This is a genomic window from Candidatus Uabimicrobium amorphum, assembly GCF_009002475.1.
Classification (GTDB): Bacteria; Planctomycetota; Uabimicrobiia; order Uabimicrobiales; family Uabimicrobiaceae; genus Uabimicrobium; species Uabimicrobium amorphum.
This window is the reverse complement of sequence record NZ_AP019860.1, coordinates 18,934-33,062: the sequence shown is the minus strand read 5'-3', so window position 1 is coordinate 33,062 and position 14,129 is coordinate 18,934. Positions and strand designations below refer to the sequence as shown.

At 39.6% G+C, this 14,129-nt stretch carries 11 protein-coding genes; 1 reads left to right on the top strand and 10 read right to left on the bottom strand.

Annotated features, from left to right (window positions below; genetic code table 11):
- Positions 1-52 precede the first annotated feature (52 nt).
- From UABAM_RS00100 to UABAM_RS00055, 10 genes are all read right to left on the bottom strand, one after another.
- Positions 53-907, bottom strand: coding sequence for a polysaccharide deacetylase family protein (locus tag UABAM_RS00100; RefSeq protein WP_151965954.1), 855 nt, complete (start codon positions 905-907; stop codon positions 53-55).
- Positions 908-921: 14 nt separating this feature from the next.
- On the bottom strand, positions 922-1,248 hold the full coding sequence (locus UABAM_RS00095; protein ID WP_151965953.1) for a hypothetical protein: 327 nt from the start codon (positions 1,246-1,248) through the stop codon (positions 922-924).
- Positions 1,235-3,061 carry a carbamoyltransferase family protein gene (locus tag UABAM_RS00090; RefSeq protein WP_261343946.1) on the bottom strand — a complete coding sequence of 609 codons (1,827 nt, stop codon included), beginning with the start codon at positions 3,059-3,061 and terminating at the stop codon, positions 1,235-1,237. Before UABAM_RS00090 ends, UABAM_RS00095 begins: the two co-directional genes overlap by 14 nt.
- An 8-nt stretch (positions 3,062-3,069) precedes the next feature.
- A complete protein-coding gene (locus UABAM_RS00085) occupies positions 3,070-4,041 on the bottom strand; it encodes an SGNH/GDSL hydrolase family protein (RefSeq protein ID WP_151965951.1) in 972 nt (323 codons plus the stop codon).
- A gap of 118 nt (positions 4,042-4,159) precedes the next feature.
- A complete protein-coding gene (locus UABAM_RS00080; RefSeq protein ID WP_151965950.1) occupies positions 4,160-7,366 on the bottom strand; it encodes an O-antigen ligase family protein in 3,207 nt (1,068 codons plus the stop codon).
- Between the two features lie 9 nt (positions 7,367-7,375).
- Positions 7,376-8,140 (bottom strand): tyrosine-protein phosphatase, encoded by a 765-nt coding sequence (locus UABAM_RS00075; RefSeq protein WP_151965949.1) that lies wholly within the window; start codon positions 8,138-8,140, stop codon positions 7,376-7,378.
- On the bottom strand, positions 8,137-10,200 hold the full coding sequence (locus UABAM_RS00070; RefSeq protein WP_151965948.1) for a GumC family protein: 2,064 nt from the start codon (positions 10,198-10,200) through the stop codon (positions 8,137-8,139). The genes UABAM_RS00075 and UABAM_RS00070 overlap by 4 nt, the downstream gene beginning before the upstream one ends.
- Before the next feature lie 164 nt (positions 10,201-10,364).
- Positions 10,365-11,486 (bottom strand): SLBB domain-containing protein, encoded by a 1,122-nt coding sequence (locus UABAM_RS00065; RefSeq protein ID WP_151965947.1) that lies wholly within the window; start codon positions 11,484-11,486, stop codon positions 10,365-10,367.
- A 173-nt stretch (positions 11,487-11,659) separates the two neighbouring features.
- Positions 11,660-11,854, bottom strand: coding sequence for a hypothetical protein (locus UABAM_RS00060; protein ID WP_151965946.1), 195 nt, complete (start codon positions 11,852-11,854; stop codon positions 11,660-11,662).
- A gap of 291 nt (positions 11,855-12,145) precedes the next feature.
- Complete coding sequence (locus tag UABAM_RS00055; protein ID WP_173013043.1) at positions 12,146-12,634, bottom strand: carboxypeptidase-like regulatory domain-containing protein; 489 nt, start codon at positions 12,632-12,634, stop codon at positions 12,146-12,148.
- A 286-nt stretch (positions 12,635-12,920) separates the two neighbouring features.
- Here UABAM_RS00055 and gltS point away from each other — a divergent pair, with 286 nt between their 5' ends.
- Positions 12,921-14,129, top strand: coding sequence for a sodium/glutamate symporter (gene gltS / locus UABAM_RS00050; RefSeq protein WP_151965944.1), 1,209 nt, complete (start codon positions 12,921-12,923; stop codon positions 14,127-14,129).

The window sequence follows — 14,129 nt, the reverse complement described above, 5'->3', positions numbered from 1 at the left end:
AAAAAGGATTGCGGCCCTGTTGGCAAACGTTTCGTTGAAGGTGTTTTTGCTTTTAGACTTTTGTTAGCTGATTCACTCTTTTGCGTTTTCTCGTGTAAAGTACGTCCATAAAACCGCTTATTTGAAATTTTGTCATGTTGATAGAGTAGTTTGATTCTATATTGCTTCTTTGCAATTGGAGAGCATCGGTAGATTTTGTTATGATATGAGTATTTGTCATAAACGAGTATTTATAGCCTGCTTCGCGAATACACATGGCTGCTTTTCGACTGTAAGACTTTTCTTCCCCCCCTACCCAACAAAAAGTATCTATATCTTTACCCATTTTTTGTTGTAGTATTTCCTTCGCAGAAATGATTTCTAACGTATACTGTTCATCTGTAAGATCTTCCGTTAGGCGTTGGTGGTTCATTGTATGACAACCAACAACATGCTTACGCGCCAATTGTTTTATTTCGCTCCATGACATGGCAATTCTTTCGCCTACACGGCTGGCATCGTAGCTAATTCTATTGTTTTTTGCAAAGTCAATTTGCTCTTGCGGAGGTGTATCAATAAAAGTGACGGGGACAAAAAACCACCCCACAAAGTTGTATTTCTCCAATAAAGGTAACGCAAAATCATAGTTACTTCTGCAAGCATCGTCAAAAGAAATAATCAAACCTGGTTTTGGCTTGTCCCATCTTTTTTCGAAAAGGAATTCTTGGAGGTCTGCTAAAGAAACACCGGTATAATTTTTATTATAAAACCGTAATTGCTCTTCAAAATTGTCCATTGTTGCTTGTGGCGTTTCATGGTAATTTACCGCACGGATGTGTTTTCGCCTAGTTATCTTTTGCATAAAAATTAGCAAGTCACTTATTTTTGTAACTCCCATCAAATTTGCCAGAGTATTCTTTGCGCTCATAATTCTTCCCGTATTTAGAACATCGCATATACAAAAGACGAAACCTCTTCGTCTAAAGATTCTTTCTTTAGTTCTTCGGCTAACTTTGCAAAATGTGTGGAGAGATCTTTTAGCTGGTGTTCATTTTTCCACAACTCCTGTAATGCACCACCAAAATCTTCTTTGGCGTAACACTTAAAATGATCGCGTGTCACAAAGTTATCTGTTCTTTTCTTGTAATATGAGTCCTGTTTTTCATTCGGTTGCATGGGAAAAAATTCTTTTTTTGGTGAACTTTTTAACACATTAGACAAGTATTTTGTAAAAAATTTTTCTGCTTGCTGTTTATTAGTCGAGCTCATAGTTCTTTTTCCAATCCTCAGTTTCATCAAAATTTGGTTGTTCTTTTTTCCAAAGTAGAAAATTTTCAAGAACCAGTAAATCCATCTCTGTTCTCATAAAACAAGTATAGGCATCTCTTGGGGAACAGACGATTGGCTCGCTACGTACATTAAAAGACGTATTGACAACCATCTCATAGCCAGAAAGATTGCCAAACTCCTTTATGATTTGGTAATAATCCGCTTTGGATTCCTCCGTCACTGTTTGAATACGGGCACTATAGTCGACATGAGTTATGGCTGGAATATCGGATCTCGCTAAGTTCACAATTTTTATAAGGTCATCTGTATCAGTATCCACGGGTAACTGGCGCTCTTTTTTTACAAAAGCAACCAACAACATATACGGACTAGAACATTCCATTTCAAAAAAATCAGAAACCTTATCTAAATTCACAGAAGGCGCAAAGGGACGAAAAGATTCGCGAAATTTAATCTTCTGATTCATGACGGACTGCGTAGTTTTTGAGAGTGGGTTTCCTAAAATAGACCTAGCCCCAAGAGCTCTTGGTCCGAACTCCATCCGCCCACAAAAATATCCAATAATTTTCTCTTCATAAATCGCTTTCGCTATTTTTTTCGCTTTTTCCGTTGCACAAGAAACTTCGGTGTAAGGGTAGTCATGAAAATCTAAAAATGCTTTAATTTCGTTGCGCGAATAGGCAGGCCCCAAATAACTTCCGTGCTGCGAGTCGCCTGTTGTCGAAACAACTCTGTCATTTTCAAAGTAATTGTACGTAACGCTAAGTGCAGCACCAAGTGCTCCTCCTGCATCGCCGGCAGCGGGCTGTATCCATATTTTGTCAAATATTTTTTCTCTAAGCAGTCGTCCATTGGCAACACAATTCAGAGCCACCCCACCTGCCATAACGAGATTACTAGATCCTGTTTCTTTCTTTGTGTACTTTGCAATAAGAAGAACGATCTCTTCAATCACTTTTTGTATAGAGGCTGCTAAGTCCATCTCTTTACGTGTAATCAGCGATTCCGGTTTTCTTGGTTCTCCACCAAACAATTTGTTAAATTTGTCACTTGTCATCACAAAGTCATTGATATATCCAAAATATTCGGTATTCAAGCGGTATGATCCATCCGCCTTTACATCAATCAGATGATCATAAATTAATGATTTGTATTTTGCCTCTCCATAAGGAGCGAGCCCCATCAATTTATACTCTCCAGAATTTACTTTGAATCCACAGTAATAAGTAAAAGCACTGTAGAGAAGCCCTAAAGAGTGCGGATAATCTATTTGAGAAACAAATTGTAGGGTGTTTTTGTCGCCAAACCCTGTCGTTGTTGTGGCCCACTCTCCCACCCCATCAAGGGTTATGAATGCGGATTCTGTAAAAGGCGAGGGGTAAAAAGCAGAAGCCGCGTGTGATATGTGATGTTCAGCAAAAAGCAATTTATTCATCTTGCCGAGAGATCCCATTGCTGAAAGCGCATAGTCCTCTACCCAAACTTTTTCACCAAGCATGGAGTTGGCAATTTTTGGAAATATCTTTTGCGGATCGCGGGCCATCATGCAACTTTTTAGAGCTCTATCCCAAGAAAGAAAAGGATTATCATAAAAAACGATGGCATCTAGTTCGTTTGTTTCAACGAATGCCTCTTCTAAGCAATAGTTGATCGCTTCTACAGGAAAACTGGAGTCGTGTTTTTTGCGGGTAAATCGTTCTTCTTGGGCAGCAGCAATGATATTGCCCCCTCTGACAAGAGCTGCCGCAGAATCATGATAAAATGCTGAAATGCCTAATACTAACTCATTCACTAAAAACCTCATTCTTTAATTAATAGTAAATCTCTCAATTTAGGAACTATAGATTCTGCAAGGGCTTTGTGTCCTTTGGAAGTGAGATGTGTGTCGTGTTTAAATCTAAATTCTCGCTTTTCTTTGTCGGAATACTTCCGTAGAGTTGGAAGTGGATCGTGAAGAATACAGCCGGTCTCTTGTCTCAGTTCTTCAAAGCGATTTTGATAATGGCAAGCGTTACTAATGCCTTCGATATAGTGATAAACCGGTATAGGAACAACAAGAACTGGTTTGGGAGAATCGCTTATCCACTCCTTCAGAATGGCAGAGAGTAATTTCCACTTATCGGTGCATGAATTATATTCAGGAAAAGGTTGATAGTGAAGATATTTTTGGATAGTGTGTTTTAAATTCCATTTTTTCGCTATTTTACCCAACAGAGGAAATCGCCCTCCTTTATCGACACTTTTTCCAGAAAGTTCATTTGCATTCAATACCTTTTTAGAAACAGGTTGGTTTTTTAAAACCAATTGCTCATTTACTATTTCAAAATAGGGTTTTGCCCGATACTGAACTTTATTCTCGAAATTAACAAAACGGCGATAATGGGCATTAACTCTGCGAATATTTTCAACCAACACTCCAAGAATTAAGATATCATGATCTATATCTTTTGCATATTCTTTATAGGCAATATATTGCTGATCTGTTCCTGTTCCAGGTAAGCCAAAGTTAAAAACTTCTAACTGCGGAATTTGCTTTTCCAGAACATCGCCATAGCGATTTAAATTTGAAACCCCATTACCTGCCGTATAGGAATCCCCAAATAACAATGCTCGGTATGGTGACTTTTTCTGTTTAAAAAAATCGTGGTTACAGCGAAAACCGGATTTATTTACCTGCACCAAATAACCACCTGATTCATGGATGATTCGTGCTTTTACTTCGGGTATAAATCGATATCCTATTTTGGAGTGGTATTCGAATATTTCACGCATGTTTTATAGCAACCTTAATCTTTGAAAAGACCACATTTTTGTACACTTCCATATGAAGTTCAAATAGAAAATAGACGTGTTTAGTTTCCGCTTAGAAAAACCATCTTTGCAAAAAATTCTACTTTCTAATTTTGGTAAAAAAAGTGTAGTTACCAATGTCTGTTGGCAAACGTTTTTTTGCATCGAAGCAGTATATTCTCATATATACGGCATTTTGAGGAACAGTGGCGCTTGTGGTCAGTACTTCTCCACACCTAGCGAAGTCCATGGCGTAACGGCGCTTGTTTTGCGAAAATCGCGGGACATTTCGACTGATGTACTCAAAATCCTCATCAAAAAACTGCACGATGAGATAACCCTTTACATAATCGCGAAACTCCCAGACGAACTCTATTTTATCGTCGCGTAAATCGTAGCCATGTAACAGTAACTTCTGCGAAAATGATAGGTGGCAAGAATGCATCGTCTCTGGTACTTTTTGAAAAGACGGAACGATACCATACAATTTGTCGACAACAACACTTTTTTGTGGCTCCTCCACCACAAGAGAGAGAAAATACCACACCAAGTGTGCCTGACGCCATTTTTTGAAGAACTCTTTGTCTTTGCTAAGTTTCAGTAGTATTTTTTTCCCTGGTTCATTTTTTCCCGCCAGGATGTGAGCAACCGCTGTTAAAAACAGCGTGCGTTTGTCGTCTACTCCCATTTCTTGCAGTAGTTGCAAAAATTTGCGGTATTGTTGTGGCTGCAAGCTCTGACTGAAAAGAGCAATGCGCTGCAAATAATAGCGCGAAGGTATACGTGGGATACGTGGTTTTAACTCAGGTAATAAAGATAACTCACACATTTCCAAGAGGGCATCAACATTTCCGTAGTCATGGGAAACAATTCGCTGGTATTCATTAAATGTTTGATAATAACGTCCTCTTTTCAAATACTCTTGTGCTTTTTCTGTCATCATGACAATGTCGTCTTGTAGTTGCTTTTTATACTGCTTCACATATTCTTGGCGTTGCTGCCAATCACCTTGTATTTCGGCAATACTAACAAGACGCCTAGCCATTTCTAGCTTATCTAATTTCGTTTCGACGCGTTTCCACTCCAGGGGAGCATTCGCCAATTCTGGCATTTTCTCAAGAACTTGTGCGCATAAGTCAAAGTAACGTTTGCGCCAATAATAGTCGTAGAGTTTATTGTAGTGCAAATAGTATTTAGGAGTTACCTGCAAAAGCAATTGTGGATTTTTGAATGTACGCATGAGCAAAGAGTAGATTTCTTCGCTGTATGGCAATTCACTAAGAAATGCGCTACGTAAACTATCGACAATTTGCACACGATAAGCCTCCTTTTTCTCTGGAAAAACCAGTGAATATATGCACAATGATTTTCCGACATACAAAAGAGAACGTGGGCGTTTCGGAGCTACATACTGTACTTTTTGTAGCGATTTCTTAAAACGATCCACGTATTTTTGCGGTATTTTTTTCCCACGTACAAAGAAAAGATTGATCTTCGATATTTGAATGAGTAAGTTCAGCGTCTGGTATTCGGGGGACACAGGTAGAAGCTTCACTGCCTTTTGATTTTCCAGGTATGCCATTTCTATTTGCAAATTTACCCATGGGAAACGTTGTGTTTCTAGCATGAGTACTTGTTTCTCAAATTCCTTTTCAAAAAGTTGGGGATTGTCTTCTTCAAGTGTGGGGTTAACTCCGCTGACAATTTTCCGTGCTTCGTCTGTGATTTGCGACTGCATATTGTCCAGAATGTGCACAGCTCTTTGAAAATAATATTCTGGTTCTTTGGGGTTCATTTGTACCGCGTGTTTTAAATACATCATAGCTTGCGATTTTTCGGTAACATGTTGAGGAACCGACCCCAAAGCTTTGTTTTCCCAATTTTTATAAAGTGTGTAGTTAACGTCTGCTCGCAACCACCCTACAACATGCCAACCAATAAAAATAAGTCCTGCCACTGATAAAACAATCACCACTTGATGCAGGGAGTATTGCTTTTCTTGCCACTTGCGGTTATGGGCACACACACAGGCCACACCTGCGAGAGAAAACACCGTCACTGTATTTGATAAGGTACGTAAAAAGTTAAAATCGACGAGGCTATGCAGCATCATTACTAAAACAGCGCACAGTGCTCCCCAGCCAAGCCACCTGTAAAAGTGATCCTTGCGTTGCCATAATTTGTAAGCTGTGCGTACAAAAAAGTAAATAAATATGTAAAACAACAAAATCGACGGAATAATCCCAAATTCACTGGTGATTTGCAACCAATCGTTATGTAAATAACTAAATACATATTTACTAGGTGGTTGGTATTGACGATAAATATTACGAAAATTTCCCAAACCAATTCCCATAAGTGGATAATCGGCGATCATTGGTAAAGAAGCTTTGTACAAATCGAGGCGATACTCAAACGAGTAATCAAGGTCTTCCTTGTTCCAACGTTTGATTCCTTCTACATTCATAAATAGCACAACCGTAGTCACCGCGATCGCTGTGAGCACGATAGACAGGCGTGGACGTTTTTTGCAAACAAACACCACAGCAAATAGTGCCAGAGCAACAGCCAAACTTGCCTGTGCCCCTTTGGACTGTGAAAGCAGTGTTCCGGTAATAGCAATCAGTACCGAAAACCCTACTGTTCCCACCAAAGCCTTGCGCTGCTTAGTTGCCGTTGTCCAATTGTGAGGCAATAAGGCGCAAAATAAGCCAACACCAACACTAGAGGCCATCGCCAGCAAACATGCAAAGTGGTTGCGATTGGTAAAAGTACCAGATAGGCGCGGACGATCTTTTTCGATCCACAACATATGATGACGATTCGCCAAGCCATACAAAACCTCAACAACCGCCACCCCTAAAATGGTTGCGGCAAGTATTGTGAGCTGTTTCTTGGTACGTACGTTGTGAATTACCAAGAAAAATAGGATGGCGTAACAAAAAAAACGCACGACGATTTCTTGGGAAAAGAATGCATTGAGGCTAACGGTTTGTTGTTGTTCCCCCAATATATTTAAAATCTCGTGTGCTTTAGGGGAAAAAAACTCCAGCCACTGCTGTGGAAGAGGCGTGATTTGTAGTAGCATTGCCCCAAAAACAGCCATCCACACCCAAATTAGATGTGAACGTACAACCGCAAAATTATCTTCCTTTGCGCTGTATACGATATAGAGGAGTAGCGCAAACAAAATTACCAAAAAAACACTACAACTTACCCAACGATGCATCATACCGAACATCAGATGCGACATACTCAATACAAAGACGAGAATCCCTGTAATAATGTGTGGTATTTTATCTATCATTCCTATTCTCTAGCCAAAAAACCACCGACGTTTTTTCTTCTGTGGTGGTGGTAACTGAATGTATTCTCCATTTAATATTTTTCGAGGGTACACATCAAAAATATCGTCCACAACATCCTTGGCTAGCCATTTATTCATCATTTTACGTGCTTCTGTCATAAACGGTGGTCTTTTGCGTACACCATGAGCATCGCTTGCAACGATATGCGCCAAACCGTTTTGAAAAAGCTCTCGACTACACTTCTGTACTTTTTTGCCAAAAAAGCCACAGATGCTCGCAGCGGTCACTTGGATCGGCACATTGGCCTCTGCCAGAGATTTCAAACACCACATATCTTCTTGTACCACATGATATCTTTCGGGATGTGTAATAATCGGTGTAATATTCTTGATTTGTAAACTAAAAACAACTTGATCAACAACATCTCCCCAGATGTTATTGTCAGGCTCTAACAAAATATATTTTTTGTTGTTGGCAATCGTCGGCACAACTTCTTCATTGATGAGTTTTACCAACTGTGCATTGATGTGAATGTCCGCCCCAGGAAACACTTGTAAATCAATGCTATGGTTCTGTAAAACCTCTTGTAAATTTTGTATCCCATCCACAAGCTGTGACATGCTAACATTATAAACGCCATCCAGCATGTGCGGTGTTACAACCACTTGTTTCACACCGTCTTCCACAAGTTTTTTCGCCAAAGCAATGCTCTCATCTACATTTTGAGGTCCGTCGTCGACACCTGGTAAAAGGTGGCAGTGTAAGTCAATCATGTTGTCAGCCCATCATTACCGTAGTATCCATAGTTGTAGTAGCCAGAATTGTAATAGCGTCCTTTGGGCACTTCCATGTTGTTTAGAATAATCCCACTGAGTTTTACTTGATTGCTACTCAGTACATCTTTGGCAATATGCACCGCTTTGGCGGGCGTCTTAAAATTTTTCACAACAAGCAGTCCTGTTTGACAAACTTTACTCACACTAACACCATCTGCAACAATCGCAATAGGAGGACAATCAATAATCACGTAGTCGTATTTTTGTTCACACTCAGCGATAATTTCTTTAAAACGTTCTTTTTCTACAAGCTCAATAGGATTCGGAGGGGAAACTCCGGCAGGCAAAAAGCTGAGGTTTTCGACGTCAACATTTTGCACAACATCGTCAAGATTCACTTCCGAATCGGCAATCAAATTACTAAGACCCGGATAGCGCGGTGTGTTCCAAATTTGGTGCTGCCGCGATTTACGCATGTCTGCATCGATAAGAAGTACCTTAGCATCGTTCTGTGTAAACGCCACAGACAGGTTTGCTGCGCAAAATGATTTTCCATCACCAGGAACAGGGCTTGTCACAAAAAAGGTACTGTTTTTTTCGATGGAAAAAGAGAGTGTTGTACGTAGCGAACGAAAAGATTCCGCTACAGGAGACCTAGTCGATAGGGCCAGTACCTCTGGATATTGACTCTTCTTGTTCTTCTTACCTTCGGCAATTAAACCGAGAACCGGACGCTGCATCATTTTTTCCAGCTGGTCTTTCCCTTTAACAGAGTTGTCCAAAAACTCCAAGGCAAAGCACAATCCCAAACCTGAAAAACAAGAGAATAAAAACGCACCTACTAATATATACAACGTTTTTGGCCAAATGGGTGTTTTGGGAATGCGCGGTGGAGAGGCAATGTATATGTTTTCTTCTTCCCCTTGAGAATCCTTATCTAATTCAAGCTGACCGAGACGTTGCTTTACCGATAAATACGTTTCTTCCAAGGCGTTATACTTTTTTTTCAAAAGTTGGTATTGCGTCACTTTTTGTGAAAAAATGAGTGCTTCGCGTTGTTGCGCTACCACTAACTTTTTTAAGCGATCTTCCTCTTTTTTATAACGATAATATTGATCTTTCAACGACTGCATGATACCAAGAACCTCTGCAGTTAACCGTTCTTCAATAACTTTTTTTTTCGACTTCAATGCGACCACTTGCGGATGATTAATCCCAAGGTTACGTCCCGTAACTAGAGATTGTATTTCTTGGTCCACAACAAGAGACTGTACTTTCAATTCCTGGATCGTACGACTTTTCAAAATTTCCGGAGTGGAAATTATTTTCGCTTTGTTATAGTTGTCAATAGTTTCGCGATAACTGGTATAAGCGGAAATTCTTTTCAACTCAATTTCGGTCAGCTTTTCATTGATATCATTTAAACGCTGAAAAATAATATTCTGTCGACTTTCCACATTGATGAGCTTGTTTTTCAACACATAATCTTGAATCTGGTTGGCAAATGTCTCTAGCTCTGCACGCAACTCCCCTTCTTTGCGATACAGAATATCAATTCCTGTTCCCGATAATCCCACACGACGTTCGCGGTCTTGTTGAATATATGCTTTTTGCAAAAAGTCAACCACCCGTGGCGGCAAACGCGGATCAGTCCATTTGAAACTCACACGAACAATAAATGATTTGCGTAGTGGGGTTACAGTAAAGAGACCACGAAATACCTTAAGCGGATCAGGCACGTTGCGAAATTTTTCTTTTTCCGCAAAATTAAAATGATCAAAAGTTTTTTGCAACAGAGGTGTACTGACAATAAGATCATACTGTGTTTGCAAGTAGTTTTGCATGTTGCGAAACATCGAAAGATCTATCCTGTCACGCGCTAGATTGAGATTTTTCGGTAAAATAGCAATCGTACCTGTTGACTGATATATACGTTTTGTAGTTTTTGCGTAGTAGAATGCCATTCCTACAAACAAAGTGATCGATAAAAAAATGATATACCATCGCGAAGTGATAATTTCGATATATTGATGAATATTAAACTCTTGCTTGTCCATGTAACCATGATCCTTTATGTCAACTAGCAATTAGGCTTGATTTTATTCTGAGTGTTCTCAATTGTTTTGATAAGTACAACTACAAACTCAATTAGTTATTAAGTGATACAACACTCAATTCTTAAATTTTATATATTTATCTGAAAGGCTAAACGACAAAACCACTAGGGGGTGATTATATCCGCAAGATTGTACGCAAGAGTTAAATTTAAAAAGCTTGTTACTTGCTGGTAAACATACTTTGCTGTTGTCTGACGCACAAAAAGAATGTCGTTGGATTGCAAGTATATGTTGGGTTGTCTTCTCTCCAGAATAGCAGACAAATCTATATCAATCGCCTCTTCTTCGTCGTTTTTTTGACGTTTCAACAAGCAGTACGTTGGTGAAGCTTCTTCAGTAAGTCCACCCGCCAAAGCAACGGCCTCAAGAACAGTAGTTGGCTTTTTCAGAGGAAACGTTCCTGCTTCGTTGACATGACCATCTACAGTAAACTCTTCGGCATTGGGTACAAAAACAGCATCACCATCTTCGAGAACCATATTTAATTCTAAATTTCCTTGCCCAATGAGTTCGAATAAATCAATGTGTATTTTGTCCGATTTTTCTTTTAGCGAATTCTCTTTGACGTTGGTATTTTTTTCCTTATCGTCTTGTCGGGCTTTGATTTCAGAGGTTATCTTCTCTTCTGCGTCTAAGTCTAAACGATTTTCTTTTTTGATTACGTATGCTTGGTAACCAGCATTATCACTAAGTCCTTTGGCTTCGCCTAAGATATCTAGTAACGTGCTTACGTTTTCCTTGAGAGTATAAATACCTGGCTCGCGAATTGCACCAATCACATTGATTTTTTTACTATTAAATTCCGTAATTTGGATATTAACAAGAGGAACGGATAGAATCTGTCGTTGCTTCAGAACAGCGATAATCTCTTTTTGTATTTGCGATACATTTTTATCAACAACCTTAATACTGCCAATCACAGGAAGTAAGATATAACCATTTTTGGAAACTCTGGTGTCGAGAGTTGTCGCTTGCCCTGCCGCTTCCAATTCAAAAATACGTACTTCCAACACATCATCTGGGCCGATTAGGTAATTCTCTCTTCGTCGGGATAATTTTCTTTGACTTTCTTTTGCCTGTATACGGCTCACACTATCTGTGTATGATGTTCTCTTTGCCGCAACAGCAATGTTTACGGTCTCAACATCTTTATTCGAAGCACAACCGAATAAAATGAGTATCGACGACAAGACCACTATCATTTGCTTTTTCATAATTTTGCTCACTACAATCCCTCAATGGAAAATATGTTTGCTCATTAAGTTAGCATATCACGCTCAACATCAAATCCATTGGTTTTTAATTTTTTATCGTTTTCACGATAATAGTATAGGTGGCTACATTAGCCTTAGTAGATACAAACGCTATAAGTTGTAACCTTTTATTTAGAGTAGCAAATTTAAACATCTAATTCAAAATTAATATTGTGAATCAAACATTTTCCTAACTTTGTTATTGCGACCACATATCGTAAAAAAACACGCTGTGCAAAGTTGTTCTGCGGTCCACTTTCGACAATTTGCGAGCTTTCCAATGCGTAAACATTTTGAGCGTTAATGATTGTTGATAAATAGTAAGCTATTACCTCAATCATCTTTTACTCGTAGAAGTGTTATGATAAAATTCGGTATAGGTGAACGGAAGAAATAATGATTTGCGTTATTAACCAATTGCGTAGAAATATTCACACCAACAAAGAATGCCGCAGTGTCGGTTTAATGTGAAAAAAGAAAGAAAATTTGGAAGTATTTGCCACATTGTTGACGCTAGTGCTCTTAATACCATCATATAGATACAAAATTACTGAACAAGGTTTTTCTTACAAATTCGCAGATGTAAAACAAAGTTTGCAATATGCAAACTTTGTTCATAAGGTCACTTACATCTAGTCGCTAGAATCTTCGTCAGCAATTTCAACACCAGCGATAATACCACCAGCTGCTGCCAAACCGCCAAGTCCAATCAAGCCCACAGTTCCTAGACCTACACCGCCAGCTGTTCCTGCTGTTGTTCCTGCGGCTGCTCCAGTTGCTGCTCCAGTCTCTACTTGTGCGACAAGTATTTCTTCGCCCACAGCAAGATTTGCAACCTTTGTCTCTTCTAATTGTGCCACCTGGATGTGCTCACCGTTGACAAAAACGTCGTAGTTTCCAGAGTCTAGGCCATTAAAAGAATAGTTACCTTGTGCATCGGTGACTGTTTGCAGAGTTTCACCGCCTGCAGTTTGTATAGTCACTGTTTGACCAGCACCTGCGGATGCGCTATTCGCTTGATTAACGACTTGTCCGCTCAAACCAACCAAACCTGCCGATTGTGCAAAGATTAGACTGGATATTGTAAGTGCCAATACTAGTATATAAAAACTTTGTTTCATAGTATTTGCCCTCCATGTAATATTATTTTGTACAAAATGACTTCCGCGAAGCAATAGTTCATCTTGCAAGATGTTCATTTCTTTGGAAGTAAGAAGTGATTTTAACATAAATACGTGCATTAGCAACAAGTAAAAGCAAATGGTGATGAATTCCATCGCAAAAGATAACGATTTTCCTTTTTTCCTGTAGTGACAGCTACAATTTTTGTAAAATTCAACAAAATGAATTTGTTTCAGCACATTACTGATCATTTCACAGCGCTATATTTCAATTTTTGGAGGTAGAATGAACGTTCAATTAGGATTAATTGAAACTGTAGGAATGTCTCTCGTCATACTGTTTGTGGGTTATTTTCTCAACAATAAGATTTCAGTATTGAAGAAAAATAATATCCCCGAACCCGTCGTGGGTGGCATTGCTTTTGCGATTATCAGCAGTATTTTATACTCACAATTTTCGTTCAGTTTTAATTTCGATATGACATTAAAAAAACCACTTATGTTGGTTTTCTTCACAACTGTAGGTCTAGGCGCTAGTTTTAAATTGCTCGCCCAGGGAGGTCCGAAGGTTGTTTTATTTTTGGGGATCGCCTCTTTATACTTGGTATTCCAAAACGGAATTGGTGTTTTTCTCGCCAGTATGACAGATCTCAATCCGCTCTCGGGACTTCTCGCAGGTTCCATTACTCTCTCTGGAGGGCACGGAACTGGTGCCACTTATGCCGAGATGTTTACCAAAGGGCAAAATCTACAGGGAACTATGGAACTCGCGATGGCTTGCGCAACCTTTGGCCTTGTCTTGGGAGGTATACTTGGAGGGCCAGTAACAAAACGCCTCATCCAAAAACACGATTTAAAACCCACCGAGGAAGACGCTCCTCCTGGTGAACACACCATCACCTATAACCCAGATGATGACGACAAGGTAACACCGAAAATAATGATGGAAACTCTATTGATTTTGGCGGTATGTATTGTTGTTGGTTCTTTCGGTTATGAATACATGAAATCCATTGGAATCCCACTGCCGTCCTTTATTTGTCCTCTACTCGTGGGAATTGTCATTACCAACGCTTGTGAATATACCAAAGTATACACCATCAACAAAGAAACCATTGATTTATGGGGTACCATGGCGCTGTCGATATTTTTAGCCATGGCCTTGATGTCACTGCGTTTGTGGGAACTGATGAACCTAGCCGGACCGATGTTGATGATTCTCGTCATCCAAACCGCGTTCCTCGCCTTCTATACCTACAACGTCACTTTCCGTTTGATGGGTAAAGATTACAATGCTGCGATTATGGCCGGAGGACATTGTGGATTTGGTCTGGGTGCTACTCCAACAGCCGTTGCCAACATGGAAGCTTTAACATCAAAATACGGACCTTCTCCGCAGGCGTTTTTAGTGGTTCCCATGGTCGGTGCCTTTTTCATTGATATTACCAATACCTTAGTCATCCAACTTTACTTGGCGTTGCCTTTTGTCAACTAG

What these genes read in the sequence shown, in the direction of transcription:
- UABAM_RS00100 (WP_151965954.1), bottom strand. Translation starts at nt 907, where the DNA reads ATGAGCGCAAAGAATACTCTGGCAAATTTGATGGGAGTTACAAAAATA.
- UABAM_RS00095 (WP_151965953.1), bottom strand. Translation starts at nt 1,248, where the DNA reads ATGAGCTCGACTAATAAACAGCAAGCAGAAAAATTTTTTACAAAATAC.
- UABAM_RS00085 (WP_151965951.1), bottom strand. Translation starts at nt 4,041, where the DNA reads ATGCGTGAAATATTCGAATACCACTCCAAAATAGGATATCGATTTATA.
- UABAM_RS00080 (WP_151965950.1), bottom strand. Translation starts at nt 7,366, where the DNA reads ATGATAGATAAAATACCACACATTATTACAGGGATTCTCGTCTTTGTA.
- UABAM_RS00075 (WP_151965949.1), bottom strand. Translation starts at nt 8,140, where the DNA reads ATGATTGACTTACACTGCCACCTTTTACCAGGTGTCGACGACGGACCT.
- UABAM_RS00070 (WP_151965948.1), bottom strand. Translation starts at nt 10,200, where the DNA reads ATGGACAAGCAAGAGTTTAATATTCATCAATATATCGAAATTATCACT.
- UABAM_RS00060 (WP_151965946.1), bottom strand. Translation starts at nt 11,854, where the DNA reads ATGATTGAGGTAATAGCTTACTATTTATCAACAATCATTAACGCTCAA.
- UABAM_RS00055 (WP_173013043.1), bottom strand. Translation starts at nt 12,634, where the DNA reads ATGAAACAAAGTTTTTATATACTAGTATTGGCACTTACAATATCCAGT.
- gltS (WP_151965944.1), top strand. Translation starts at nt 12,921, where the DNA reads ATGAACGTTCAATTAGGATTAATTGAAACTGTAGGAATGTCTCTCGTC.